At 32.6% G+C, this 26,877-nt stretch carries 25 protein-coding genes; 9 read left to right on the top strand and 16 right to left on the bottom strand.

Features of this window, described 5'->3' with window-relative positions; translation table 11 throughout:
• Positions 1-56 precede the first annotated feature (56 nt).
• Complete coding sequence (locus tag D7I45_RS00975) at positions 57-1,427, top strand: class II fumarate hydratase (protein ID WP_120783935.1); 1,371 nt, start codon at positions 57-59, stop codon at positions 1,425-1,427.
• A gap of 37 nt (positions 1,428-1,464) precedes the next feature.
• Here D7I45_RS00975 and D7I45_RS00970 read toward each other — a convergent pair whose 3' ends face one another.
• The 7 genes from D7I45_RS00970 to D7I45_RS00940 form a co-directional block, all read right to left on the bottom strand.
• The gene (locus tag D7I45_RS00970; protein ID WP_120783934.1) at positions 1,465-2,148 is read right to left on the bottom strand and encodes a CPBP family intramembrane glutamic endopeptidase; all 684 of its coding nucleotides are present in this window, start codon (positions 2,146-2,148) and stop codon (positions 1,465-1,467) included.
• An 18-nt stretch (positions 2,149-2,166) separates the two neighbouring features.
• Positions 2,167-2,967 carry a CPBP family intramembrane glutamic endopeptidase gene (locus D7I45_RS00965; RefSeq protein ID WP_120783933.1) on the bottom strand — a complete coding sequence of 267 codons (801 nt, stop codon included), beginning with the start codon at positions 2,965-2,967 and terminating at the stop codon, positions 2,167-2,169.
• 79 nt (positions 2,968-3,046) lie between these two features.
• Complete coding sequence (locus D7I45_RS00960) at positions 3,047-4,735, bottom strand: hypothetical protein (RefSeq protein WP_120783932.1); 1,689 nt, start codon at positions 4,733-4,735, stop codon at positions 3,047-3,049.
• Positions 4,736-4,840: 105 nt separating this feature from the next.
• The gene (locus D7I45_RS00955) at positions 4,841-6,526 is read right to left on the bottom strand and encodes a hypothetical protein (protein WP_120783931.1); all 1,686 of its coding nucleotides are present in this window, start codon (positions 6,524-6,526) and stop codon (positions 4,841-4,843) included.
• Between the two features lie 108 nt (positions 6,527-6,634).
• A complete protein-coding gene (locus tag D7I45_RS00950) occupies positions 6,635-8,257 on the bottom strand; it encodes a glycosyltransferase family protein (RefSeq protein ID WP_162924057.1) in 1,623 nt (540 codons plus the stop codon).
• A 196-nt stretch (positions 8,258-8,453) separates the two neighbouring features.
• Positions 8,454-10,073, bottom strand: a complete 1,620-nt coding sequence (locus D7I45_RS00945; RefSeq protein ID WP_120783929.1) for a peptide ABC transporter substrate-binding protein — start codon at positions 10,071-10,073, stop codon at positions 8,454-8,456.
• Between the two features lie 368 nt (positions 10,074-10,441).
• Positions 10,442-12,079: a peptide ABC transporter substrate-binding protein gene (locus tag D7I45_RS00940; protein WP_120783928.1), complete on the bottom strand. Its 1,638-nt coding sequence runs from the start codon at positions 12,077-12,079 to the stop codon at positions 10,442-10,444.
• Between the two features lie 165 nt (positions 12,080-12,244).
• Between D7I45_RS00940 and D7I45_RS00935 the strand changes: the two genes are divergently transcribed.
• Positions 12,245-12,976, top strand: a complete 732-nt coding sequence (locus tag D7I45_RS00935) for a gamma-glutamyl-gamma-aminobutyrate hydrolase family protein (RefSeq protein WP_120783927.1) — start codon at positions 12,245-12,247, stop codon at positions 12,974-12,976.
• Positions 12,977-13,126: 150 nt separating this feature from the next.
• Positions 13,127-13,822 (top strand): hypothetical protein, encoded by a 696-nt coding sequence (locus D7I45_RS00930; protein ID WP_120783926.1) that lies wholly within the window; start codon positions 13,127-13,129, stop codon positions 13,820-13,822.
• Positions 13,823-13,872: 50 nt separating this feature from the next.
• On the opposite strand, the gene D7I45_RS00925 is transcribed toward D7I45_RS00930, so the two are convergent.
• Entirely contained in the window at positions 13,873-14,571 is a 699-nt protein-coding gene (locus tag D7I45_RS00925) for a class I SAM-dependent methyltransferase (RefSeq protein WP_162924056.1), read from the bottom strand.
• Positions 14,572-14,810: 239 nt separating this feature from the next.
• On the opposite strand from D7I45_RS00925, the gene D7I45_RS00920 reads away from it, so the two are divergent.
• Positions 14,811-15,692, top strand: coding sequence for a GRP family sugar transporter (locus tag D7I45_RS00920; RefSeq protein ID WP_120783924.1), 882 nt, complete (start codon positions 14,811-14,813; stop codon positions 15,690-15,692).
• A 54-nt stretch (positions 15,693-15,746) separates the two neighbouring features.
• Here the strand turns inward: D7I45_RS00920 and budA are convergent, their stop codons facing one another.
• Positions 15,747-16,460, bottom strand: coding sequence for an acetolactate decarboxylase (gene budA / locus D7I45_RS00915; RefSeq protein WP_340137533.1), 714 nt, complete (start codon positions 16,458-16,460; stop codon positions 15,747-15,749).
• 1,140 nt (positions 16,461-17,600) lie between these two features.
• Here budA and D7I45_RS00910 point away from each other — a divergent pair.
• Complete coding sequence (locus D7I45_RS00910; RefSeq protein ID WP_120783922.1) at positions 17,601-18,170, top strand: TetR/AcrR family transcriptional regulator; 570 nt, start codon at positions 17,601-17,603, stop codon at positions 18,168-18,170.
• Between the two features lie 49 nt (positions 18,171-18,219).
• Here the strand turns inward: D7I45_RS00910 and D7I45_RS00905 are convergent, their stop codons facing one another.
• Positions 18,220-18,732, bottom strand: a complete 513-nt coding sequence (locus D7I45_RS00905) for a type 1 glutamine amidotransferase domain-containing protein (RefSeq protein ID WP_120783921.1) — start codon at positions 18,730-18,732, stop codon at positions 18,220-18,222.
• A 167-nt stretch (positions 18,733-18,899) separates the two neighbouring features.
• On the opposite strand from D7I45_RS00905, the gene D7I45_RS00900 reads away from it, so the two are divergent.
• Positions 18,900-19,496 carry a DUF3862 domain-containing protein gene (locus D7I45_RS00900; protein ID WP_120783920.1) on the top strand — a complete coding sequence of 199 codons (597 nt, stop codon included), beginning with the start codon at positions 18,900-18,902 and terminating at the stop codon, positions 19,494-19,496.
• A 38-nt stretch (positions 19,497-19,534) separates the two neighbouring features.
• Here the strand turns inward: D7I45_RS00900 and D7I45_RS00895 are convergent, their stop codons facing one another.
• The 6 genes from D7I45_RS00895 to D7I45_RS00870 form a co-directional block, all read right to left on the bottom strand.
• Complete coding sequence (locus D7I45_RS00895) at positions 19,535-19,816, bottom strand: hypothetical protein (protein WP_120783919.1); 282 nt, start codon at positions 19,814-19,816, stop codon at positions 19,535-19,537.
• A gap of 180 nt (positions 19,817-19,996) precedes the next feature.
• The gene (locus D7I45_RS00890; protein WP_120783918.1) at positions 19,997-21,031 is read right to left on the bottom strand and encodes an oxidoreductase; all 1,035 of its coding nucleotides are present in this window, start codon (positions 21,029-21,031) and stop codon (positions 19,997-19,999) included.
• A 93-nt stretch (positions 21,032-21,124) separates the two neighbouring features.
• On the bottom strand, positions 21,125-21,379 hold the full coding sequence (locus D7I45_RS00885; protein ID WP_120783917.1) for a hypothetical protein: 255 nt from the start codon (positions 21,377-21,379) through the stop codon (positions 21,125-21,127).
• 85 nt (positions 21,380-21,464) lie between these two features.
• Entirely contained in the window at positions 21,465-22,118 is a 654-nt protein-coding gene (locus tag D7I45_RS00880; protein WP_120783916.1) for a hypothetical protein, read from the bottom strand.
• Between the two features lie 248 nt (positions 22,119-22,366).
• Positions 22,367-22,951: a hypothetical protein gene (locus D7I45_RS00875; protein ID WP_120783915.1), complete on the bottom strand. Its 585-nt coding sequence runs from the start codon at positions 22,949-22,951 to the stop codon at positions 22,367-22,369.
• 139 nt (positions 22,952-23,090) lie between these two features.
• Positions 23,091-24,299, bottom strand: coding sequence for a multidrug efflux MFS transporter (locus D7I45_RS00870; protein WP_120783914.1), 1,209 nt, complete (start codon positions 24,297-24,299; stop codon positions 23,091-23,093).
• A gap of 245 nt (positions 24,300-24,544) precedes the next feature.
• Here D7I45_RS00870 and D7I45_RS00865 point away from each other — a divergent pair, with 245 nt between their 5' ends.
• From D7I45_RS00865 to D7I45_RS00855, 3 genes are all read left to right on the top strand, one after another.
• Positions 24,545-24,700 (top strand): hypothetical protein, encoded by a 156-nt coding sequence (locus D7I45_RS00865; RefSeq protein ID WP_162924055.1) that lies wholly within the window; start codon positions 24,545-24,547, stop codon positions 24,698-24,700.
• Between the two features lie 12 nt (positions 24,701-24,712).
• Entirely contained in the window at positions 24,713-25,756 is a 1,044-nt protein-coding gene (locus D7I45_RS00860) for an SEC10/PgrA surface exclusion domain-containing protein (RefSeq protein ID WP_120783912.1), read from the top strand.
• Positions 25,757-25,825: 69 nt separating this feature from the next.
• The gene (locus tag D7I45_RS00855; protein WP_162924054.1) at positions 25,826-26,851 is read left to right on the top strand and encodes a YdcF family protein; all 1,026 of its coding nucleotides are present in this window, start codon (positions 25,826-25,828) and stop codon (positions 26,849-26,851) included.
• Positions 26,852-26,877: the final 26 nt, after the last annotated feature.

Genomic DNA, 26,877 nt, shown 5'->3' with positions numbered 1-26,877 from the left:
GTGATAGACATGGCTTTGCGTTATAATTAATCTAAATAATTTTTAGGAGTGATAACATGCAATTTCGTATCGAACACGATTCACTCGGTAAAGTAAAAGTACCTAAAGATGCCCTATACGGACCACAAACGGAACGTAGTCGACATAATTTCAATATCGGTGGTAGAATGCCTATGCCTATCATCGAAATGTTGTTACACGTGAAACAAGCTGCTGCTACCGTAAATAATCAGAATGGTACTTTAGCTGCTGACAAACGCCAAGCTATTCATGAGGCGGTTAATCAATTACTAACTGGCAAATATAATAATGCTTTTCCACTTCATATTTACCAAACCGGAAGTGGCACACAAACTAATATGAACGTTAATGAAGTAATTGCTCACCTAGCCATGCAATTACATCCCCAAACGTCGGTTCATCCCAATGATGATGTAAATCAATCACAAAGTTCAAACGATACATTCCCTACTGCTATGATGATGGCCGCTTATCAATCATGTAATACACTTATAAAAGCTGCTAAACATCTAATCGCTACATTGGAAAAGAAACAACAAGAATTCGCCACAGTGGTCAAAATTGGCCGTACACATCTACAAGATGCTACCCCATTAACCGTAGGCCAAGAAATTAGTGGTTGGAAATCTGCTATCCAACATGATGTAGATGCTATGCAACAACTAATACCTACTTTATTAGAATTACCTATCGGCGGAACTGCCGTGGGAACTGGTTTAAATACCCCTAATAATTTTGATCAAGATATGGTTAAACAATTAAGTAAACAAATGAATGTTAAATACCGCGTGGCTGATAATAAATTCCAAGGCCTAGCTAACCATTCACAAATCACTACCATGCACGGCATTTTTAAAACGTTGGCTTCCGATTTAATCAAAGTAGGTAATGATATTCGATTCTTAGCTTCTGGTCCTCGCGCTGGTTACAATGAATTAAACATTCCTAGTAACGAACCCGGATCATCTATTATGCCAGGTAAAGTAAACCCTACCCAAATCGAAGCCCTAACTATGGTAGCCGCCAAAGTTATGGGAAATGATACTACGATTTCATTCGCTAATAGCCAGGGTAACTTTGAAATGAATGTATATAAACCCGTTATTATTGCTAGTTTCTTGGAAAGTTCTCAACTATTAACGCAATCCATTACTTCCTTTACCGACCGTCTAGTCACTGGTTTAACTGTTAATACTAAACATATCGAAGAATTAATGGATAACTCATTAATGTTAGTAACTGCCCTTAGTCCTCATATTGGATATGAAAAGAGCACTAAGATTGCGCAATGGGCACAACAAAATGATACTAAATTAATTGATGCTGCTGAACACTTCGGAATATCTAAAGATGACTTTAATAAGTGGGTAAATCCTAGAGATATGACTAATATTAATCGGAAATAAAATAAAAACACCATACGAAAGAGTATGGTGTCTTTTTTTAACTATAATAAGGGCCTACTAATAAAATGGCCATTAAATTCAAAAATATATGCATTATGATAGGTGCTTTAACGTTTCTAGTCTTATTATATACGAAAGCAAAACATATCCCGTATATGGCAAAATAAAAGAATGAATAAACACTGTAATAACGCATATGCAATAATATAGATGATGCAATAGCACCTATCCATTTTAATTGATTAGGAAATGCTACATCTAAAAAATAAGCTCGAAAAACCACTTCTTCTAGTATAGGCGATAAAATTAAGTACCCTAACACTAGTAAGATAACTTGCCATGGGTAATGAGAAAAGGCAAAATCATGCATACTAAAATTGTTTCTAAATGATAGGCCAAAAATTCTAATGTATATTTTCCCAAATACTACAGATAACACAATGCCAATAAAAATCATTAATATATCTTTTCGATTTAATTTGTGAGATAGTTGATATCCAGTGCCAAATTTTTTGTAAGCATAGAATGCTAAGCCCATCATAATAGCATATGACAAGACATAAACAACGGTTAAACTAACGTTATGTTCGATACCATTGTTAAACCGTATTTGTTGTGCTGGAATAAAAGGAAATGAAGTGGCTACCATAACAATTAATAATAATCCCACTAATCCCTTTTTAAACATCTGACGAGGATTCCAATAATCAGTCTCATTCAACTTAACTATTCCTCTTTTCTAGTGAATTTTAGCTAATAAAGTGTTCTTTTCGTAGTGAACATTTAAAGCGGTTAATGCAGCAGCTGCATAAATTACAAACATCATAAAACTAGCTAATGCGGCATAGTGTGGCAATGCTTGATAATCACTAATAGAAAAGCCTTTAGCAATAGTTACTAAGAAATCATAAATGAAATGTAAGGCAATAGGAATCCATAATGATCCACTCTTTACATAAATAACTCCTAGTACTAATCCCAATCCAGCAGCATTTACTACTTGAACTGTAGTTACACCAAAAGATTGTTGAGATAAGTTCACATAGTGATATAAACCGAAAATTACTGCAGCAATGACCACTGCTAAGTTAACTCGTAAACGACTAGTTTTTACTCTGTTTAAAATAGCCATTAACTTACCTAAAACTAAGCCTCTAAATAGTAATTCTTCAGATAGAGAGGCAATTAATCCGATATCTAACGCTATCCAGAAATGCTTAGAATGAATACTGGATAAAAATAAACCTAAACAAACAATTAAAAATACTAGCCAACCCGTTTTTTGCTTACTAGGTGCTAAATAAAGAGCTTGTTTTAATAATAAATAGTTCAATAATAAAATAACTAGTATAGAAATTACTTTGTAAATGTTAATTAATAAAATGTATTTGTTGTAATAGCCCATGTGGACGTTTTGTAAGATAAGTTTATAAACCACCGGTAAAATAAATTGATCTAAGGCGAATTCACAAACTAATAGCAAGGGGATTAGAATCCATTGCCAATTAGTTTTAATACGTTGACTTAAAATATAAATCACATCCTAAACTTTTAATATTAACTTTTATAATAACATAAAAAGACCTACTACATTGAGCAGGTCTTTTTAACTTAAATATTTACTTGTTTTTACGTTTCTTTAAAAAGTTCTTAAGGATAGCACCTAATAAGATTAATAATCCAATTAAGGATAAAATGTATGAGCCTATTTCAGCTTTGGTCTTATGCACAATAATTTGTACATGATGTTTACCCTTACGAACATTATTAATAGTCATTAAAGCATTCTTATTAGGATATCCCTTAATCGTCTTACCATCTAACTTAACTTGATAATTTATACCATTGTAATACATAAATGGTAATGAAATCCTTTTACTATTTGAAGGTAATTTAAATGAAAATCCACCATTACCCAATAAATTAACTTTAATGTCTTTATCATCATAAATAGCCAATCGATTATTTATTTCGTTATATGAATGTTCTGAAGTTTGAAGATAATAGTCATTGTTACTTAATGATGTACTATTTAATATATTATCGAAATCACTATTGTTTTGTAATTTAAATGCCCAATTTCCAGAATATGGTTGAGTCATCCTAGGTCTGTTAGTTGTATTATTTACTAAAGTTTCTTGTGCTCCAAATTGCAAAGTTAATATAGACAAAACAGCAATAACAACAGCTCCTAAATAATGTCTTATACACTTTAGTTTTATCATAAACACATAATTTTCTGCAAATAAATAACATAATAGAACTTCAGGTATTACATAAATTCGATTAGTAAATTGAATATGCGAAAAAATAGTATGTTTCAAAACGCTCCATGGAAACACCGGTGAACAAATTATTAAAAATATAACTGATAACCAAAAAATTTGCTTTTTGTAACCAAATAAATTCTTATAGTTAATTATGCTTAGTACTAAACCAATTAACGCTACAAATGTAATACTTGCACTAATATTATTATTAATCGAATCTGATATTAATGTATGAAAATCTGTGCCGTCGTAAAATAAAATATTATCTGGTGTATGTATTTTATTACTACTAGAAATAATTATAAAGGGAATCCAAAAAAAACTTGTTAATAATATTGTTGTAATAACAGATTTCGCCAAAGAAATAACTTTAGTAATACTTTGAAACTTGCGTAAATTAACTAATAAAAAAATTGCTAAGAATCCAACAACAATGATGGAGTTTAAGACATGTGAAAGGATAATTCCCGACATACCTATAGATAATTCAATCCATTCATCTTTCTTTAGCAATTGTAAAAATCCAAATAAGACTAATGGAATAAAAACCATGGCGGAAGATGTCCCAATACCGTATACACTTACTCCATAGAAAAGGGCCATTGTACTCAAAGTAAAAGAAACAGAAAATAATATACTAACGTTTTTATTTTTGCTATATCGGTAACAAGCATAATATGCTAGAATTAATGCGAAAAAGTTTCTAATAATAAAAGCTAAATGTAATAATTCTACATACGATTTTATAATCAATGATAGAAAAACGATAGGATACAGATTAATTTTAGGGTATAGAGCCATTACTGCACTACCAGATTGATTGAATTCATTCAAAGATACCAATGGAAACCAATTTCCATTTAATATAGACTCGCGTAATTCGTTTATTCTATGCCAATGGAAATCAAAATCCAAAAACATTGCAACAAAATGTGAATGCCAAAAGAAAATACCACTCATTATTGACACAACAGCAAACATTAAAATAATAAATATGTTACTTCGCCAGAAATTATGTATATCTAGTTTTTTACTCATATAAATTCTCCTTATTTATTTATAACAATACATAATTTTATCATTAATAACCTTATCATTCCACCTAATAAAAAGCATGAAACTAATCTCATGCTTTTTTATCTATCATATTTTACGTTTCTTTAAAAAGTTCTTAAGAATAACACCTAATAAGATCAGTAATCCAATTAAGGATAAAATGTATGAAGCTATTTCAGCTTTTGTCTTATGCACGATGATTTGTACACGGTGTTTACCCTTATGGACATTGTTAATGGTCATCAATACATTCTTATTAGGATATCCTTTAACCGTCTTACCGTCTAACTTAACTTGATAATCGATACCATTATAAGACAAGAATGGTAAGGATAATTTCTTTATAGATTTTTTGCTAGTGAAGATAAATTTACCATTACCTAACAAACCTAATCGTATATTTTTATGATTACCATAAGTAGCAAAATGATTGTTAATAACATCATATTTAGAAACAGAATTTTTAGGATAATAGTCAATAAGTCCTGGTCTCCAACCATTCACCAAATTATTAATTTCTTTTTTAGATTTAATAACTATATTATATTCACCGCTGTATGGTTTTAATAATTCTTGATTATTAATATTGTTGGCAACTATTTGTTTTTGCCCAACCATCTGAATACAAATTATTCCACAAATTATTCCCACAAAAACAATTATATTTTTCTTGTAATTATTGCACAATTTAATGGAGCATTCCGCAAAAACATAGCAAAGTAGCATTTGAGGAATTATATAAAATCTAAATGTAAATTGAAGCGTTGCTTTTATAAAAGTATCACTAAGAATATTCCAAGGAAAGAAATCACTACATACTACTAAAAATAGTATAGAGATCCAAAAAATTTGTCGAGATAGTAAAGTCAACTTTGAATAATTAATAATTCCTAAAATCAACCCAATAAATGCTGTAATAGTAATAGAAGTACTAACATTATTATTAAAAATATCACTAATAAGAGAATTAAAATCCACACCAGATATAGTTGCAGGTGCTGGTGGCATACTTATATGATTGGATACTGACAAAATCAAAAAAGGAATCCAAAATGCACTAGATATTAATACGGTTAAAATAAATGCTTTAGTTGCTGCAAATAATACGTTTCTTTTGAGTATAGTTTTTATATTAAACACGACTAACAGGATAATAAAAATAATAGCAATTATAGCACTTAATACATGACTCATAATAATTGCAGAAATTCCTAGAGATATTTCAACCCAATGATTTTTACATATCAATTCAAAAAAGCCAAATAAAACCAATGGCAAAAAAATCATCGCTGATGACATACCAATATCGTAATTAAGCACAGCACTGTTCAAAACCATTGTTGAGAGCACATACGAGATTGCAAATAAGCTACTTACTTTCTTATTTTTATTAAAGCAATATGATGCAAAATAGGCAATCAACAATGATACAAAATTTCTTAATATAAAATCAATATAATATAGTTTTATAATATTGCTAACTACAAGTGATAATAATGTTATCGGTAATAAATTAAATTTAGGATATAGTGACATAACCGCAGTACCCGTTTGATTAAATTTATTAACGGCAACCATATCAAAAATATTTCCATTCAAAATTGAATCTCTTAATTCATATATTCTTTGCCAATGAAAAAACATATCGGATCCAACTAAAACAAACTTAGAATGAATCATTATTATTGAACTTAATACCGACGCAACAGCAAACACTAAAATAATAAATATGTTACTTCGCCAGAAATTATGTATATCTAGTTTCTTATTCATATAAATTCTCCTTATTTTTATATAATAAATCATAATTTTATTATTAATACAATTACTATTCTATCTATTAAAAAAAGCATGAGACTAATCGCATGCTTTTTATGTCGATTATATTTTACATTTCTTCAAAAAGTTTTTAAGGATAGTACCTAATAATATCAGTAGTCCAATTAGGGATAAAATATATGAAGCTATTTCAGCTTTAGTTTTATGCACAATGATTTGAACATGATGTTTACCCTTACGAACATTATTAATTGTCATTAAAGCATTCTTATTAGGATATCCTTTTACTGTCTTACCATCTAACTTAACTTGGTAATTAATTCCATGGTAATACAAGAATGGTAAGGATAATTTCTTTATAGATTTTTTGTTAGTAAATATAAATCTACCATTGCCCTTAGATCTAACTTTAATCTTCTTGTTTTTATCATACGTTGCCCAGTGATTACTAATATTATTTAAAGAAGATACGGCACTAGTTGGGAAATAATCACTAATTGCTTTTTTATTATAAATCAATTTATCAATAGAATAGTTTGATGAAATATTAACATTCTGTATACCTGTATTGTTTACACTGTTTAAACTTAGATAATTCTTTGAACTATTCATCAAATTATCCTGTGCTCCTATTTGTATTAACAAGGTGGATAAAGTAATAACTATGACAGCCACATTTGACTTTTTGGTATTTTTACATATCCCCATAATTATTTCTGCAAATAGATAAGATAAAATTACTTCCGGAATAATATACAATCGCCAACTAAATTGCAAACTGTTATTCAAGCCAGTTTGTGCTAAAACGCTCCAAGGAAATAGATTACTACATAAAATCATAAATCCACCGGATATCCACAATAATTGCTTTAAAGATGTAGACAATTTTTTGTAATAAACTATCCCTAAAATTAATCCCAATAACATCGCTAGAGTTATAGAGTAGTTAACATTAATAACATTTTCAAAAATTGCAGATGATAAGCTATCTAAGGAAGTACCACCCAATAACCAAAATGATGGTGGCAATGCTATAGAATTATGAGCCATAAAAATGAAAAAGGAGAATACAAATGAACTGGTTAGCAATACGGTAGTAATGATTGCTTTTCCTAAAGCTAGTAATTTTTTAGTATCTCTGAATTTGCGGAAATTAATCGCTGCAAATACTAATAAGAATAACGCAACTATCACTGAATTTAAAACATGGCATAAAATGATCAAACTCATACCCGTTGTTAACTCTACCCAGCGATTTCGTCTTACTAATTCCATGAACCCAAACATAACTAGCGGAAGAAAGATAAGTGATGAAGATCTACCTAAATCGTAACTCTTAATTCCATTAAAAATTTCAATTGCAGTTAAAACATAAGTTATAGAAAAAATAAAACTAACATTTTTTCTATGGGTGTAACAATAACTAGCTACGTAGGCTACCACTAGTGCAAAAAAGTTTCTTAATATAAATGTTATGTAATAGAAATGAAGAAACGTTTTGCAAACTATAGATAAAAGCACCATAGGATATAAGTTTATTTTAGGATATAAACTCATTACAGCACTACCAGTTTGGTGGAATCGATTTAATGATACCAACGGATTCCAGTTACCATTCAATATAGAAGCACGTAGATCATAAATACGTTGGATATGAAAGTACAAATCATCTCCAAGATATACGTAATGTGCATGCCACATAAATGCTGCACTAATTACTGACATAACTATAAACATTAAAATAATGAATGTATGACTACACCAAATATTATGTACATTGGTTTTAGAGTTCATAATAATTCTCCCTTATCTTTAATATATTAAATTATACCATTTATCTAAATTTTCTATATAAAAAAGCCATACTGATAATTGCAGTATGGTGCTTTTTTAATTATTTAATTATTTAATTATTTAATTTTTATTTTACATAAGCTTTTGAAAAGTCCCATAAAGGTCCATTTCCATAATATCTAATACCGTGAATATCATGCTTAATCAATTCACCTTGAGCAGATTGATATAGCGGAATAATAGCTTGATCATTTAATAATACTTTTTGCGCATTCACTAAATCATCCCAACGTTTAGCTGGCTTTAATGCATCTTCATTATTGGACTTATCCAATAAATCATCATAATTAGCATTACTCCATTTAGCAGTATTCATAGAGTTACCAGTGTATTTAGTATTTAATGGAGAGATAGGATCACTAATGGATGGGTCCCAAGCGGCTACATGCACTTGGAATTGTGAATGTAGGAAGCGAGAAGTAGAAACGGTGTTAGGAAGTAGTTGAACGTTAACATGCATCCCCGGCAACTTACTCCATTCACTTTGTAAGAATTCTGCCATAGATTTAGTGGTGTCATCATTTCCACCAGTTAAGGTTAGGTGTAATGATTTCATATTCATTTCTTTTAGTCCTTGCTTCCATTGTGCTTGTGCACGTTTAGCATCCCCATTTACAGCAGATGATACAGAAGCAACATCATTAAAGTCTTTGCCATTACGGTAAGCTAAAGTGTCTGGCACCATTCCACGTGCTTGAATAGACCCGTCGCCTAACACATCATTAATCAATTCTTTACGATTAATAATAGCTGACATAGCTTGGCGAATATTCTTATTATTCAAAGCAGGAATTGCATGAGCATTCATGGTAATGTATTTAACTGTGTAACTCTTACGTAAATGAAAATCTTTATCATTCTTGTAGTTAGCATAGCCCTGTTTACCAGAAATATAAGTTTGATCAATTTTACCGTTTTGATACTCATTTAATGCAGTTTGTGGATCTTTAATCACTGTATATTTAATGGTACTTAATTTAGTTTGTTTAGCATCATAATAATATGGATTCTTTGCTAGCACCCATGAATCATTAGTACCATTCCATTTGGTAACTTTAAAGGCACCGTTATAAACCATCTTGTCACTAGTGGTTCCGTATGAACTGCCGTATTTATCTACTTCACTCTTTAATTGTGGGTAAAAGACAGGTAATGTCAAAATGTTAACAAAGTATGGTTGTGGGCGCGTCAATTTAAATTGTAATTTATACTTACCCACTGCTTTAACTCCAAGTGATGAAACCGGAGCTTGTTCCTTGCTAACTGCGTCATAGTTAACGATGTGGTCCATGTAATAAGCTTCTTGTGAAGCAGTCTTAGGATCAGCACTGCGTTGAATTCCGTAAGCAAAATCTTGTGCAGTTAAGTCTTTTCCATTGCTCCATTTAGTATGTTTTAAATCAAATGTATAGGTTTTACCATCTTTGGAAATATGGTAATCCTTGGCCACACCTAGACGAACTTTATTTCCACCATTGGGTTCTACTAGGCCTGAAAAGGAATTAAAGATAGTTTGTTGAGTATTTAAATCCACTGCTTTAGAAGGATCTAAACTAGAAATAGATGCATTCGTCATCCAGTTTAAATGTTTCTTATTAGCTGCCCCGTTATTATTACCACAAGCAGTTAGTGCCACTCCTAAAAGTAATGTAGCTGCAGTAGTTAACCAGATTTTTACTTTCTTCATAATAAAATCTCCTCATAAATTCTAAATACGTTATCCAGATGGCCATCTGAAAATACAAAAAGAGTGTCATGATTCTACGCAAAAAAGCCGAACCATGACACTCTTTTCCTACTAATACTTTAACGTTAACGAATTAGATAAAAGAATAGAGTTCACCGTTCGGAATTTGACAACAACACTCATTAATTTCGTATACATTATTAAATTTCATGGTGAACCCTCCTTTTAATTTAATTTTATGGTACACTTCTCTCATTTAAATAGCAACAATAAAATTTAAACTTTTTCGAAAAAAAGCAAAGTAGGTATAGTGGTACTATGATTCGTATAAATAAAAAAGCCACTGAATCATCAGCGACTTTTCTCATTTACTTTTTAATGTAAGCATTAGCGAAGTCCCAAACTGGACCGTTACCTAAGTACTTAATGCCTTTGACATTTTCCTTAATTAATTCAGGTTGTGCCTTTTGGTATAGTGGAATAATTCCTTGATCATTTAGAATAATCTTTTGTGCGTTAACTAAGTCATCAAAACGCTTGCTTGGGTTAGTAGCATCTTGGTTGTTAGAACGGTCAATGTACATGTCGTACATGGAATTGCCCCACTTAGAAGTGTTAATAGGACTATTAGATACCTTAGTTTGTAGTGGTGAAATAGGATCGCTTACTGATGGGCTCCAACCAGAAACGGATAGGTCATAATCTGACTTCAAGGAACGACCAGAAGCTACGTTATTTGGTAGGATTTCGGCATTAACCTTTAATCCAGGTAATTTTTCTAATTCAGTTTGTAGGAATTCAGTTAATGAACGGTTAGTTTGGTCATTGTTGTTCATGATAGAGATAGATAATGACTTCTTACCTACTTCTTTCATCCCTTGGTTCCATAGTTTCTTAGCTTGAGTTAAGTCAGTGGAAGTGGCATCTTTAACACTAGCATAGTCATTGAAGTCCTTACCCTTCTTGTATGCTAGAGTATCAGGAACTAAACCACGTGCAGCAAAGGAACCGTCACCTAAGATATCTTCAGTCATGGACTTACGATCAATAGCCATGGATAAAGCACGTCTTAAGTTCTTGTTCTTTAATGCAGGAACACGGTTTTGGTTAATGGATAAGTATTGAATCATAAATTCTTTTCTATTAACCAAGTCAGGATTGTTTTTGTAATTATTGTATTGTTGCTTACCTGCTACCAGAGTTTGGTCTAATTTGCCAGATTGATATTCATCTAAAGCAGTTTGTGGGTCTTTAATTACGGAATAGTTGATAGCCTTTAACTTAACGTTACTATTAGCGTAATAATCATTGTTTTTAGCTAATGTCCAGGCATCGTTACTACCAGTCCAGTTAGTAACCTTAAATGGTCCGTTGTAAACCATTTTGTCACTAGTAGTTCCATATGAACTACCGTATTGATCTACTGCACTCTTTAATTGTGGGTAGAATACTGGTAATGCTAAGACATTTAAGAAATCAGCTTGTGGTTTAATCAATTGAATTTGTAATTGATACTTACCAGTAGCTTTTACTCCTAGCATAGATGCAGGCATAGTTTGGTTTTTAATAGATGAGTAGTTCATGATGTTGTTCATGTAGTAACCCATTTGTGAAGCAGTCTTAGGATCAGCACTACGTTTTATACCGTATTCGAAATCTTTGGCAGTTACTTCTTTACCATTACTCCACTTACTGTGACGTAAATTGAAAGTATAGGTTTTACCACCATTAGTAATCTTGTAGTTCTTAGCCATTGCTAAGTTCACTTTATTACCTTTATCAGGTGTAACTAAACCACGCATGGAATTGTATAATACTTGGTCACTAGTTACATCCACTGCTTTAGAAGGATCTAAAGTAGTAACGGAAGTATTACTCATCCAGTTTAGTGTATTGGTTCTTGATGTTTGACTTGAGGAATTACCACAAGCAGCTAAAAGCATAGCACTACCTAGTGCAACTACTCCTAACTTAGTAATTGTTTTGAAATGCATTGTAAAATCCATCCCCCTACTTTTGCAATCTCATTTTTTGACTAATCAAAAGTACCACATTTAAATTGGTAATGCAATCAAATGTATCGTACACAATCATTTATCACTTTCAAATATTTTTAAAAATGATAGACTATACATTATATATAATAATCTAACTTAAGGGACTGATTTTACATGAGAATTGGAGTTACTTCTGACGTCATTTTTAGCCAAAACGAACCCTTCCGTCAACGTGAAGGCCACTTTGCACAAAGAACTTTAATGAACTGCCTATTAGCTAACAATATTACCCCAGTTATTTTCCCTGTAGGTAAACCTAATATGGCAGCTGATTTATTAGAAACTGTTGATGGTGTCATCTTAACTGGTGGCCCTGATGTTTTACCTAAATACTATGATGAAGAACCTATCCCCTCTATCGGTAGAACATTCGAAACTAGAGACGAATTTGAACTTGCATTAGTTAAACACGCAATTCGTATGAATAAGCCTATCTTGGCTATTTGTCGTGGCCTACAAGTGGTTAACGTAGCTTTAGGTGGTACTTTATATCAAGATATCGATACTCAATTCAAACCTGAGAATGGCTCACCTATCTTGCAACATTCGCAAAAAGCTATCGGTTACTCACCAGTACACCATATTAGTATTGATGAAAATTCACAATTAGCTAAAGTATTTGGCAAACGTGCATTTGTTAACTCTTTTCATCACGAAGCTGCTAAAGAAGTGGCCCCTAGTTTACACATCGTAGCTAAATCTGATGATGGCATGATTGAAGCGTTGGAAAATGATGACTTATCTATTCAATGCATTCAATGGCATCCAGAAAATATGTGGGATTACTATGAAGAAGAAAACGACTTATTTGTTGATTTCTTTAACCGTGTACACCACCATGAATAATTAAAAAATAAAAGCATCGCCATGATTATGACGGTGTTTTTATTTTTTTCTTAGATATTGCATACAATTTACCCATATATATTTATACAAGCCTTAAGCATTAATTTGTATGTTTGGTATTATAATTATGCATGTAAAGGAGGGATATATATGATCAATAAAAAGATCTTATTAGGTTTATTAGGTACTGTAGCATTAGTACCCGTTATGTCAGTAAAAGCTCAAGCTTGTTTCTTCCATTATCCGAAACCCACCGTGCAATATCATTGTACTAGCACCGTGGTTCCGAATAATATATCCCATAGTACGCGACCCAGCGTCTATCATGTAACTTATAAATACTACGCTCATAGTAAGAAGATTTTTATTTACGGAAAGACATTGAATACTTCCCGTGTGGCCATTAAATATGGAAACCAATCCATTCGATGGGTAAATGTCAATAAGGACAACACATTCAAAGCGGCTTATCACTTTGATGGCGATAAGAACTTCGATATTTTCGGACTGGACTCCAACGGTCGCAAAGTTACCTACCTTTATAACTTTACTCCGATGGTATACACTTCGGAAAAACCTGTTATTCAAAAAGCCGTTCGTAATGACAAAGGAATCATGTTATCCATGAATAATTCCGGACCTTGCGTTTTGCATCTTTACAATAACGGTCATTTAATTAAAAAGTACCGTCTACACGTTGCAAATGCTCATGTTCTTATCAGAAAATCACAATTACAAAGTAACTATCAACTTACTATAACTCAATCCTTCAGCTATCAAAAAACTAGTGAGGCCGTAACCGTTCCTCAATTAGCAGTAGGAGAAACCTATCAAGTAAATTATTAAGATAAATAAAAAGGTCATCAACTAATAATTGATGACCTTTTTTATTGGTTTTATTTAACTACAATTGCACGTAAATTAAATAATTTTTCAAAACGTCTGTGCATGTATTCTACATGACGACCGTGTTTAGCAAATTCGTTAGCGTATTTTTTAGTCATACGAGGTGTATTAACCATAAAAATAATACCATCTTGCTTAACGACACGATCTAATTCACTAGCAATTTGTTGATAAACAGCTTTTTTAGGAGTACTTAATTGATTACCGTTAGCAGAAATGCCCATAGCTACGTCGAATTCTTTATCTTCATAAGGGATATTTTGAATGTCGGCAGTAGTAATGTTCATCTTGCTACGTACGCGTTCTAAAGTAGCGTTTTTTTCTAAGCGTTGTACGGTGTATTGGTATTTATCCTCTACTCCGCAAACTTTACCAATTTCAGTATCTCTGGCTAATTTAATTAAACCGTATCCAGTACCGGTCCCTAAATCAATGCCATTTTGTTGATTAGTAAAAGTATGTTCTTTAACAAATTTTCGTACATAGTTTTTCTTGAAAGTTACACTTCTAAATAAGGACCATAAAGCAATTAAAATTAATACTAAAACGTAGATTAATAAGTGGTGTTTATGATCTTTCATGATGGAAGCATATAAACAAATAGCCCCGATTAATGCGGATGCGATAATGTATGGTTCGTCAGTCTTGTAACGATACCAATGTTTTACCCAACCAGTAAATTTATTCATTCTTATGTATCCTTTCTTATGCAATATAACCATATGATAACAAATATAGACCTTTTTATTAAAAAAATAAAATGATTTTTGCTAGTTTTTACTTAAAAGTATTAAGAAATTTCTCATTTAAAAAGCTTCCTACCATATTATCTATCTTCCTACTGTATTTTAACATCTTTTGCGCAAAGCTTTTATTACAAAATAAAATAATGTTATCTTATATGTAAAATCTATTAAGGAGGAAAGACATGAATTTTATCGCACTAGCTATCGGATTGATTCCATTCTTTGGATGGGGATTTTATCCCACAGTTGCATCACACATTGGAGGAAAACCCAGCCAACAAATTTTTGGTTCTACTTTAGGTGCTGTTATCTTTGCTAGTTTATTTGTATTGGTAACTGGCGTTCCCTACATGTCTCCAGTTGAAATACTAATTTCATATATTTCTGGTATGTGTTGGGCATTTGCACAACTTACTTCATTTAAGTCTTATAAATTAGTAGGATCTTCTATTACTACCCCTATCTCTGCTATGTTGCAATTAGTATACATCTCACTTTGGGGAGTTATTCTCTTAGGTGATTGGCACTCTATAATCGCTAAAACCATTGGTTTTATAGCTCTTATATCCATGATTGCTGGTGCATTCTTAACTAGTTGGAAAGAAGTACCTGAAAAAAGCAGTACCCAAGCACTTAAAAAAGCATGGATTTGGATGATTTTAGGTAGTTTTGGTTTCTTAATGTATTCTGTCTTACCTCAAACTGCTCAAATTAGTGGTAGCAAAGCCTTCTTTTTCCAAACATTAGGTATGTTAACTACTGCCATTATTAACGGAATCATCACTTATAGAGATACCAATATTTTCAATACTAAATTATCTTATAAAAATATCATTGGTGGTTTCTTCTTTGCCATCGCTGCAGTCAGTTATTTAATATCTTCACAACCTAACATGAATGGAGTTGCTACTGGATTTATACTAGCTCAAACTTCTGTCATCATGGCTACTATGTCAGCTATTTACCTATTAAAACAATATAAAACAAAAAAAGAAATGGTATATACCTGGATTGGATTACTTTTAATTGTAATATCTGGTTGTTTTACTTCATTTATTAAATAAATCACTAAAAAAACGTTACCTAATGGTAACGTTTTTTTATTTAAATATTAATTTTTATTCAGCTTCTCCAATTGCTCCTGCAATATCATCTTTGGAGAAATCATGTTGCATGAATTCATCACTTTGTGTGGGGAATTTTTGTTCTAGTTGATCAAATTTTTGTACATCAATTTCACCGTCGTGCATAGCAAAATTTAACAAATGTCCTCCAATAGATAAGTCATCAGCAATGAAATGTAGATGCAGGCCACCTACTGCCGCACCGTTAAATAATTGTGGTGAGTAGTATCCTAAAATGGTACCTGTTACCTTATCAGCATGAAATTCATGTTGATTACGAGCACAATCTACTAATGGAGGATAAGGTTTATCCTGTTTATTAATAGAACGGGTAGTTACTTGGTTAAAAGTTCCGTGAGCACGAATGGAGAAAAATACGTTCGACCAATTTTTTCTGCTTAAAATAGTGGATTCTAAATTATCAGGTGTGATGGTTTCTTTCACAGATACTAATGGTTGATAATTTGCGAAATGCACATCTGCGAATGGAACGGTAAAATCACCATCCAACTTCTTGATATCACCGTTACCATCTACCTTATAGGCAACACCATCTTTAACAATTAATTCACCATCTAATCCATCACCAGTACCAATTCCGGTATCACCATGTTTCAATAAATCACTTAATTGCAAAGTTCCATCAAAAAGTCCAGGAACCAATAAAGCTAGTGTTCCGTATTGATATAAAGTATTAGTAGTTTTCACAATCTCATCTCCTTAGTAAAAATATTCTAACACCGCATAAAAATAACCGATACTAATTAGTATCGGTTATTCTTAATAACTCTTTAGTTTTTCCCAGTGCCATCAAGAATCACTAGAGGGTTATTTAGATGGGCAAAACATCCACATTCGTTACTTGTATTATTTGATGATTGGACTACTCTTTCATCATTTATTATTCAGGGAAGAATTCATGATTTTTCTAGGAGTGAGATTACCATGAGAATGTTTTCAATAATTTTCATATGGCTACGTACCAAGACATGAACCATATGCATTAACTTCATTGATCTGTTTTCGTACGAGATTTTAGAGTCCGTAAACTCGGGGAAATTTACTTCATCTATAGAGTTATGGGCTTCATAATTTCCATTATAAGCGAGAACCAATTATAGAAATTATGAAACTTTTTTAGAGATAGTTCTTATAAAGAAATGTTTAAAAACAGGTAAAGCAATATTAGACTAAAGCCGCTTTATTACCTAAACGACAGTAGCAAAGGTTAATAAAAGTAGAAAGTGGATTTCATAAATGGCTACCTTTTACGTTGACCACAACATAAGAGACAAGTCCCATTTAAATACCTCATTTATTACGTTCAGATTGGATTTTACAGGAGCATTACTCAATTTTTGTAATAAAATTTTTGAATGAATGTTTTGCCCATCACTCATCTAAAAAATTAGTGAAGGTCCAAAAGCCATGCCAACAACGAAATGAATCGGTCATTAACATTTCTTTTCAACTCTTCGCCATAAGATTACATAACTTTAAAACCGTTGTCAAATCAACGTTTTTTAGATAATTTTATAAAAATAACATAATTATTTCCCGTAATTATTAAACTATTTTTCAATAATTTGCATTAAGTATCCAAAAAGCATTATAAAAAATTTTCTTTTAAGTAAATTAAACCATTTTATAACTTTCAAATGGATAGACCGTCTAGATAGGTCATAATGTCACATTACTATGGTAAAAATCTAATCTGGCGGGGAAATCTTATACAAATCTTAAGATTTATTTGGGGTATTTATCATTATAATACCTGTATAGACAAAAGAAATTAAACTGTGTGATTTATTAATTCGTCGATAAATTTTTACACAGAGGAGGTATTTTATGATAATAAAAAATAAGTCTAAGAGAAAAATTATACTATCTTTTCTTAATCTAACCGCTCAACAGGATATCAACACTATCAGCACTAACGACATTATTGATAATGCCAATATCTCACGGGGTACTTTTTATAACCATTTTAAAAATAAAATTGATATTATCCGCTACATTGAAAAATCTATTAGTACATCCCTAGATGAAAAATTCGCTGAAGTTAATAGCGAATACAACAACTTCTTTTACGTACTAACCGAAAAAGTTTGCCCGTTAATTTATCATGATCGCGAATTCATCAAAATCCTATACAACTTCTACGAACCGCAGTTATTTAGTTTCTTACAAGAACATTACGCTAAATTCTTAATTCCATACTTCGCCCACTACGATGAAAAGAAATATGGCGTTCCTAAATATTTCGCTATGAGTTTCTTTTTCCGTGTAATTTTAGATGCCGTTTTATCTTGGATTTCTCAACCTATCCCCGCATCACCGGAAGAATTCAAAAACATTTTCTACAAATTAATTAACACTTCCATGACTGAAATGTGTGGTATCGTTATTCGTCAATAAAAAAAGCCGCTATTGCTGAACAATAGCGGTTTTATTAGTTATTAATAAATTACTTTAATTGATTTAACATAGCATCATTGAAGTATTCTAGATCGTCAGGTGTACGACTAGTTACTAAATGATGTTTTTGATCTACTACTACGGGTTCATCTAGAACTTCAGCGCCAGCGTAGAATAGGTCGTAACGAATAGTAGTGTAAGCAGTTAGCTTCAATTCGTTAGTTAAACCAGTTTGAATAAAGAATTGAGGACCGTGACAAATTGCAAATACGGGCTTGTTAGCTAACAAGAACTTCTTTACAAAGTTGTTGTAACGGTCATCGACACGTAGTGCGTCAGGTGAACCTCCACCGGGTAGTAGTAAACCATCGTAATCGTCAAAGTTGGCGTCATCGATAGCTACGTCTACGGTTTGTTTATCACCGTGTTCACCAGTGATTTCGGTGTTAGCATTGTTTTCGATAATGTCTACGGTGTAACCAGCGTCTTCTAAAGCCTTCTTAGGTGAAGTTAATTCAGAATCCTCGTAACCGCTGGTAACAATTGCAGCAATTTTAGTCATAATTGGTACCTCCTTATTTAATTACATGTATGATTTTAGGATTTTCACTTACTTTTTTCAAGTGATTTTCTCAAATTTATTAGCTCTAATGGGTGTCTATTAATTGATATTTACTATTATTTCTGAGTAAAATATAGTTAAGAATAATAATACATAGAGGTAATAATATGAAAAAATTATATAAATTACTACTAGTATCTGGAACTAGTTTATTAATACTAAGCGCTTGTGGTAAAAATAACACTGATGGTAAACAATTTCATGCACCTAAATCTCCACTAGCAACTGCTTTTGACACTAGTGGTATTTCACTGCAAAAATATAATAAATTGCAATATACTGACCGTTACTTACATGGAGGCAACACCAAAAAAGAAGCCATTAAAGTATTAGGTACCCCTTCCAGAATGGTCGATACTTCCTTAAGCAATAATAAACAAGCTAAGCAATATGTATGGAATATGGACAATAATGCACAAGTGAAATACGTATTCGCCATTATTTACAAAGATAAAGTGTTGAGTAAAGGTTATGATCAAAACACTAAGAGTAAAATTGTTTCTAAAAACAAAGTAGACAAATTAAAGAATGGCACTACTTTCCAAGAAGTCCAAAAACAATTGGGTGCTCCGCTAGAAGAACAAGTATCTGATGGTTTCCAATTCATGACTTATCAAATTGATTCCAGTGGTCGTGCTTATAATCTAACTTTCAATAGTCAAAAATTAACTAAAAAGAGTATGACTAAATTAAATAACAACTAAAAAAAGCTCCGTTACTAGTTATCTAGCAACGGAGTTTTTTACATCATATCGATGTAGCCATCTTCTCTTAAATTATCGAGAGTTTCTAATAAGTCATCATTAGTCATGGCATTTAATTTCTTTAAATAATCAGCTTCGTAATCGTCCATTAAACTATCGAAGCAAGATTTTACTTCTTTAGGGTCTAATTCACGATACATGCGTACTTTATCTTCAGGTTTTCTTAAGTCATATTGATAATGTTTCTTAAATTCTTGAACGTACCAAGCACCTTTGATCTTAGCACGGTAAGTTTGGATTCTTTCGTCAGTCCAATACATGTTATCACCTCAATTACGTATGTATTGGGAAATATTATATACCTATTTGCGTGCAATGTGAAAAAGAAAAACGCCTCAACTACTAGCTGAAGCGTTTTTTCTTATAAGTACTTTCATTGCACTTAATTTTTGGAATAACAAGCTAAAATTTTAAAATAAGTTAATTTGCAGCTTAACTTATTATTTTTGACCACGTTCATAAGAAACATTATATGGTTTGAATTCATGATCATGTAATTCATGAGCAGCGTCCATTAACCAATTAGTGTTACGTAGTAAGGCACGACCTTCCATGATTAGGTCAGCTTGATTATTTTGCAAAATGTATTCACATAGACCAGGATTATCTAATAGACCTACTGTAGATACATCAATGTTTACTGCTTTCTTCATCTTAGTAGCAAATGGAGTTTGGTAACCATCATGTACTGGGAAGTTAGGTCCCTTAGGTAATAAACCACCAGTAGAAACATCAATTAATTTAATACCAGCAGATTCTAACCAACGACCAATTTGTTGCCATTCTTTCATGGTATTTTCCTTACCAGTATCGTCATAATCAGTTAGGGATAGACGAATCCAAATAGGACCTTTGAAGTTTACTTGAATAGCTTCAATTACTTCACGAACGATGCGGTAACGATTTTCCAAAGTACCACCATATTCATCTTCACGGTGGTTAGTTACAGCAGATAAGAATTGATTTAACAAGTAACCATGAGCCCCATGGATTTCAATCATATCTACGCCAGCTTCACTAGCACGTTTAGCAGCTGCCCCAAATTCTTTAACAATGTGTTGAATTTGGTCGACGGTTAGTTCATCGGGAGTTTGACTGTTTTCGTCAAAAGCAATGGCACTAGGTGCTACCGGATGAGCTTCCCCTTCGGCCTTTCTACCAGCGTGATTTAATTGCACTCCCACTTTAGTTCCTAGGTAGTGTAGTGAATCTACTAAACGTTTGTATTCAGGCACTTGAGCGTCATCCCACAAACCTAAATCATAATTACTAATACGACCATGAGGATCTACCGCCGTAGATTCGGTGATAATTAATCCCACTTTACTAATGGCACGCATCCCATAATGGGCAAAATGATAAGGGGTAGGAATACCATCTTGTTTAAGTACTTCATAATTGCACATAGGTGACATTACCACACGGTTAGCTAATGATAAGCCTCCTACATTAGCAGGTGATAATAATTTCGACATAATAACGCTCCCTTTTCTCACTTCTTTATTGTTAATAAATTATAAAATTATCTAAAAACTATGTAAAATAAAAAGCCCCTACTAAGTAGGAACTTATTTTTGTAGTGCTTGCATGGCATGGGTGAAGCAATCCAATGAACATTGAATTTCTCCATTGATGATACGAAACTTGCGATCCACGTATTCGGAGGTAATAGCTTCGTGATCAGTAGTAGTTAAATATTCGACTAAATGGTCAATATCACGCACTACGTTACTGTTTTCATTAGTGCCATCTAACGCATTAATGATATGTGAACGCGTCTTTTTTAAAGTTTTTAAATGTTGATCAATTTCAGCTGATTGCATAAGCGGCCTCCTTTAAGTTATTTAAATAATTATAAACATTGTGGACGCTTTGCCAACTATTTTGTTTTATCAACTAATATAATAATTATTTGCTCCAGCGAACCTTCTTGAATTTCTTTTTCTTTGATTTTCTTCTGATACGTTCTCGACTAATAAGTGACATGGAAATTTCTTCACAGTTATTAAATCTTTTGTCATTTATTTTTAAGCTTCTGGGAATAAATTTATTATCTGTTCCTTTAATGGGTGATAATTCTATAGTGTATTTTTTCTTATTAGATAGTTTAAATACAACAAAATAAATATTGTCTCTTTTAAACTTACGACCTAAATATGTATTGAAAATATGTTTAGTACTATAAACTTTGCATTCCTTAATATGCAATATTTGATAAAGTAGCATAACACCTACTATTTTATCTTTATTATTTAAGAACCATTTACTATCTCCTTTTTTTAAACTCTCCAATGTCCAGTCAGATTTTAATCCTTCAAAAATAGCCCTAGCATTGTATTCTGGAAGACCATTATGATGATTCTTAGATAATCCCAGTAAGTGTGGAATATTTTCATTAGTTACTTGAATGACTACTTTAGGACATTCTTTTAAATTAGTTTCATAACAATATTCATATTGAGAAACATTAGCTTCTATAGTGTTAGCTAACTCTGACATATCAACATTTAATGGATTAATTCCACCATCGAAAGTTTTCAAAAAGTTCACATCATATTTCATAATTTTCTCCCCAAAAAAAAAGAGTGCATATAGCCCTCTTTTTCCACGTATTGAGTTTCACCTCACGCTAGATATGCCTCCTATTACCTAGGAGAATGGTAGTCCTGTTATTATTTTACTTCATAAAGAAGCCCACAGGCGGGTGCAAGTCATATCCTCTGACCCGCATTATTAAACTTTCTTGTTACACTTATTATAATATCAAACATACATAATACAGTCAAAATATACTAACATAAAATAACTTATCATTTTTCTTGATTTAAGTAGTTTTCATACAGTAAATTAGCTTTGCTAACCAAGTCGATTAAAGTAACATCTTCCAGTGAAATTACAGGATTATCGTTTTCATCAATAATGCCAAAGCTTCGTAAATATTGTTGCTCATCTAAGACGATATTATCGCCTCTATAATCGATGATTCTACCTACGTGTGATTCGTCATCGATATCTGTAACCACCGTTAATACGCGATTATTAACTAAAAAGGCCTGAATAATTTCATCGAAATCATTTAACTGTAAAATATTATCTAATTGCTGAATATTGAATGGATCTAATACATCATTTTCTTGATTCATGCGGATGTAAGCTTCGAATACGGATGTATAGTCGGTATCAGTGGCAATCTTGGAAATATCATCTTTGCGCAATAACGTATAGGTATCTAGCAAAGCGGACTCATCATAGGTTTTTACCAAAATATAGTCGTTTAATTCCATAATGATAATTCCTAAAATGAAGTCTTCGTATTGGTATTCATCCCTACTCTTCGAATAAATTTCTACTAAACTAGCTTCTTGAATATAGGATGAAATATGAATAAGTGACATGTAAATGCCTCCTTTAGAGGTTATTTTTTATCGGCATTTTATCATCATTTTTACTTAATAATGATTAAAAATAACGTAAATATTTTATGATTATTTACACATTACCAACAAAAAAGAGCCTACTCAAGGCTCTTTTAATTTAATCTTCATCTGCAGAAATAGAACTAATATTTTTACGAATTAAAATAAAGTTAATTGCGGCTAGTATGGCAGTAGCGATAAACACACCACGGTAACCGCCGATTAATACTACGGAAGAACCAATTACCGGTCCAGAAACATTTCCGGCAGCTTGGAAACTTTGATTCCAACTAAAGACCTGACTAATGCGTTCTTTAGGACTATATTTAGCCAACATTGCTTGTACAGTTGGCAAGAGTGCTGCATCGGAAATTCCGATTAATAATCTTAATCCCCCTAGTTGCCAAACGTTTTGCACAAACGTGGTTAGGAAAAAGACTACGGTAGAAAATAATAAACCAAATTTTAAAATTTGATGCGACCCGATTTTATCTCCTAATCGCCCGAAGAACGGCGCTATGGCAACCATTGCAATTCCGTTAATGGCCTGCACAATTCCTGCCGTAAGTGCAATATTAGTAGAATGAGGATCTAGTTGTTTTACATACAAACTCAAGATAGGCGTTACTGAGTTATTAGTAGCTTGTACAAATAAAGTAGTAATAAACATTCCCAATAAGATTTGTTTAGTAGGAATACCATTTAAGAAATGGGGTTGTTTTTCACCTTTTTCTCGTTTAACCGGCGTGAAGTTTTCATGTACCAAGAATAAACTTAGGAAAAACGAAATTAACATAGCCACTCCGGTAATGACGAAGGTATAACGATAACCAAAGGTATCCGCGATTAATCCACCTATCATCGGACCAATCAAAGTACCCGAAACGTTTCCCGTTGCCAATTTACCCGAAGCACTACCCACGTGTTCTTTAGGGGTTTCGGCTGCCACTAAGGCGTTAGAATTACTGATAAATCCGGCAAAGACTCCTTGTAGCAAGCGCAAAATAATTAATTGCCAAGCATTGGTAACCAAACTCATGGCACCAATGACGATAGCCATCCCTAAAGACGCTCTTAGCATCATTGGTTTTCTTCCATAACGATCCGCCAAGTAACCCCATAGTGGAGAAATTACCATCTTAATTAAGAATGGTGCCGCAAAGGCCATTCCACTATACATAGAGGTTTGGGTAGCATTGTAGTGACCTAGTTGGCCAATAAATAATGCGATAAAGGGACTGATACAACTAAAGCCGATACCAGCAATGAAGGTACCAAACCATAGGACATTTAAATTTTGTTGCCAATTAACTTGTTTGCCACTCACAGGCGGGTCATCTCCTCAATAAATTTACTTACATTAAATATAAAAGTATAACACTTATAGGCAAGCGTTGTAATTATTAAATATTTCTTAATTCTGCTAAAATAATATATGTTACTGGTTATAGTTGTGATAATATAACTGCAAGCAAAAATTTAATTTAGGGAGTGAACTTATAGCTTATGCAACATACTCAAAGTTATTTCATGCTTTTTGCCTACGGAGTGTTCTTATTCGGAGCTATCTGTATGGGAATTGGCTGGTTTTTCTTTAAACTTCGTGCCATGTCTAACAAACCTGCATGGGACGGAATTGGCGGTAAGTTAATTAAATTTGGCTTATTCGTAGTTGTTATCGGGGTATTACTAGTCGGCGCTGCCGTCTACTTACTCGGTACTAAATAGGAGGTTTAATCCATGAAAAAATCGGTTACTTTAATCTCGATTGCTGCAGCGGTTGCAGTATTTGGTATTGGTTTAGCGGTGTTCGATCATCAATCTAATAAGAAAACTACTTCTAAACCTACTACCGTAAAAGTCAGCAAAGATGCTTTATTAAAATTCAAGCAACAAACTACTGATGATGCGATAGTAGCTACCACTAAATCTATTAGTCAACTTAGCAAAGATGACTTAAACAACTTTATTCCTACCGAAGCCATGAAGGTCAAAGGTAATCAAATTACCGACCCGGGTTCGGATGCTAACTTCGTAACTAAGATTAATTACCAACCTAGTGATAATCCAAAAAACGTGATTCGCGTTCCTAAGGAATACACTATTAAACGCTTGAAAACTGCTGCCAGTGAAAAAGCTATTGGTAATTACAAGTTACAAGTACAATTAGGAAAAATTGGTCTAAACGGTCTAGCTATGAACTCCTTTACTCCTAGCAAGCTCGATTTATCTCGCAATGTCGATTTAAATCACATGAGTTATGCCGATCGTAAAGAATTAACTAAGTTCGGATTGGACCTGATTAATTCCGTAATTACGCAAACTGGCGGTATTCAATACAAAGCTTCTAAGAACTCTATTGAAGCTGCCCAAGCCTATGCGGATGTTTACAGTAAAGATAACTGGAACAACACCCACCACAAGACAGGACATAACCCTAATGCTAGAAAAGTAGTGGCTAAGCAGTTCAATATTTCTGATGTAGCCGAAGAAAACTACAGTGATAACCCATCATTTGCATTAACTGATCCTAAGTTAAAGAAACGAGTAGTTTCTATGGCGGCCTTAAAACACGCCATCTACAACTCTATGGCTCTTCAATTATTTGAAGACGGTCCTTCTTACTGGGGTCACGCTACTGCATTAATGAATCTAGACATTCATAAACAATATCAACCTAACTACTTTGGAGTTAGTTTTGATAAATTCGGTGGCATTCACTTCTTCATGGTGCCTCACAATGCAAAAGTAAATCCTAAATTTGTCACAGGTGACTTAATTTAGTGTAAAATAATAGATAAACATAAAAGCTCACACTTAATGTGGGCTTTTTTATATGAAAAGGTGGATAATATGTACTTTTTACCCTTAATTTTACTTATTTTAATTGCGGTGTTTGCTTACAGTTTTTATCTTAGAAAGGCTAGCTTTTTAAACGGTCTTTTAGGTCTCTTAACTATCTTTGCCATTGCCGGTAATTTAATGTTTTTCTCGTTAATTACGGATAGCAAAATCTTACATCTATTATTCTTAATCGTGTTTGTATTTCTAGCCGTGGTGGTTACATTAATTTATGCCCTACACGCCGTTTTACTAATCTGGAATGGAATTATTGTATGGCGTCGTGAAAGCCACAATTTAGCCAATTTATTAACGTTAATCATCGGAATTATCATGGTGTTATACCCATTATTTAACTATTTATTATTTAAAAAACTAATTCCTAAACCTTATAACGGAATTTTAGAACATATCAGTGAAATGGGTATTTTCTATATTTTGAGTTTATTCGTGATTTTCTCCTTATCCGTAATGATTTGTAACTACTATCGTCCTAAGCGCAATAAGGATTTCATTATCGTCTTAGGTGCCGGCTTATTAGATGGTGACCGCGTTTCACCACTATTAGCTTCTAGAATTGATCGTGCTATTGATTTTTATAAACAACAAATTCATAGCGGTAATGTAGCTCCCCTAATTATTTGTTCTGGTGGACAAGGTGGCGACGAAACCGTGCCCGAAGGTGTAGCTATGCGCCAATATGTATTATCTAAACATGTGGCTGAAAAAGACGTAGTTGCTGAAGATCAATCTAAAAACACTATTCAAAACTTTAGTTTTTCTAGAAAAATCGTCGATAAATATCAATTAAATCCGGATAACGGAATTTATGTTTCCAACAACTATCACATTTATCGTGCTAATGCGTACGCTAGAAACGCTGGTATGAAGATTGATGGTATCGGTTCTAAAACTAGTGGATTCTTCTTACCTAACGCCTTAATTCGTGAATTTATCGCCATTGTGTTAAATCACAAATTAGCTAACTTCCTAGTTTTGGTTATCATCATTGCCATCGCCATTTTAGCTAGATTTTAATATACAAAAAGAGCAGCGGAATCTCC

This window comes from Apilactobacillus bombintestini, assembly GCF_003627035.1.
Taxonomy (GTDB): Bacteria; Bacillota; Bacilli; order Lactobacillales; family Lactobacillaceae; genus Apilactobacillus; species Apilactobacillus bombintestini.
The sequence above is the reverse complement of the archived record's forward strand: the minus strand, read 5'-3'. Positions and strand labels throughout refer to the sequence as shown.

What these genes read in the sequence shown, in the direction of transcription:
- D7I45_RS00975 (WP_120783935.1), top strand. Translation starts at nt 57, where the DNA reads ATGCAATTTCGTATCGAACACGATTCACTCGGTAAAGTAAAAGTACCT.
- D7I45_RS00960 (WP_120783932.1), bottom strand. Translation starts at nt 4,735, where the DNA reads ATGAGTAAAAAACTAGATATACATAATTTCTGGCGAAGTAACATATTT.
- D7I45_RS00955 (WP_120783931.1), bottom strand. Translation starts at nt 6,526, where the DNA reads ATGAATAAGAAACTAGATATACATAATTTCTGGCGAAGTAACATATTT.
- D7I45_RS00950 (WP_162924057.1), bottom strand. Translation starts at nt 8,257, where the DNA reads ATGTCAGTAATTAGTGCAGCATTTATGTGGCATGCACATTACGTATAT.
- D7I45_RS00945 (WP_120783929.1), bottom strand. Translation starts at nt 10,073, where the DNA reads ATGAAGAAAGTAAAAATCTGGTTAACTACTGCAGCTACATTACTTTTA.
- D7I45_RS00940 (WP_120783928.1), bottom strand. Translation starts at nt 12,079, where the DNA reads ATGGATTTTACAATGCATTTCAAAACAATTACTAAGTTAGGAGTAGTT.
- D7I45_RS00935 (WP_120783927.1), top strand. Translation starts at nt 12,245, where the DNA reads ATGAGAATTGGAGTTACTTCTGACGTCATTTTTAGCCAAAACGAACCC.
- D7I45_RS00930 (WP_120783926.1), top strand. Translation starts at nt 13,127, where the DNA reads ATGATCAATAAAAAGATCTTATTAGGTTTATTAGGTACTGTAGCATTA.
- D7I45_RS00925 (WP_162924056.1), bottom strand. Translation starts at nt 14,571, where the DNA reads ATGAATAAATTTACTGGTTGGGTAAAACATTGGTATCGTTACAAGACT.
- D7I45_RS00920 (WP_120783924.1), top strand. Translation starts at nt 14,811, where the DNA reads ATGAATTTTATCGCACTAGCTATCGGATTGATTCCATTCTTTGGATGG.
- D7I45_RS00910 (WP_120783922.1), top strand. Translation starts at nt 17,601, where the DNA reads ATGATAATAAAAAATAAGTCTAAGAGAAAAATTATACTATCTTTTCTT.
- D7I45_RS00905 (WP_120783921.1), bottom strand. Translation starts at nt 18,732, where the DNA reads ATGACTAAAATTGCTGCAATTGTTACCAGCGGTTACGAGGATTCTGAA.
- D7I45_RS00900 (WP_120783920.1), top strand. Translation starts at nt 18,900, where the DNA reads ATGAAAAAATTATATAAATTACTACTAGTATCTGGAACTAGTTTATTA.
- D7I45_RS00895 (WP_120783919.1), bottom strand. Translation starts at nt 19,816, where the DNA reads ATGTATTGGACTGACGAAAGAATCCAAACTTACCGTGCTAAGATCAAA.
- D7I45_RS00890 (WP_120783918.1), bottom strand. Translation starts at nt 21,031, where the DNA reads ATGTCGAAATTATTATCACCTGCTAATGTAGGAGGCTTATCATTAGCT.
- D7I45_RS00885 (WP_120783917.1), bottom strand. Translation starts at nt 21,379, where the DNA reads ATGCAATCAGCTGAAATTGATCAACATTTAAAAACTTTAAAAAAGACG.
- D7I45_RS00880 (WP_120783916.1), bottom strand. Translation starts at nt 22,118, where the DNA reads ATGAAATATGATGTGAACTTTTTGAAAACTTTCGATGGTGGAATTAAT.
- D7I45_RS00875 (WP_120783915.1), bottom strand. Translation starts at nt 22,951, where the DNA reads ATGTCACTTATTCATATTTCATCCTATATTCAAGAAGCTAGTTTAGTA.
- D7I45_RS00865 (WP_162924055.1), top strand. Translation starts at nt 24,545, where the DNA reads ATGGGAATTGGCTGGTTTTTCTTTAAACTTCGTGCCATGTCTAACAAA.
- D7I45_RS00860 (WP_120783912.1), top strand. Translation starts at nt 24,713, where the DNA reads ATGAAAAAATCGGTTACTTTAATCTCGATTGCTGCAGCGGTTGCAGTA.
- D7I45_RS00855 (WP_162924054.1), top strand. Translation starts at nt 25,826, where the DNA reads ATGTACTTTTTACCCTTAATTTTACTTATTTTAATTGCGGTGTTTGCT.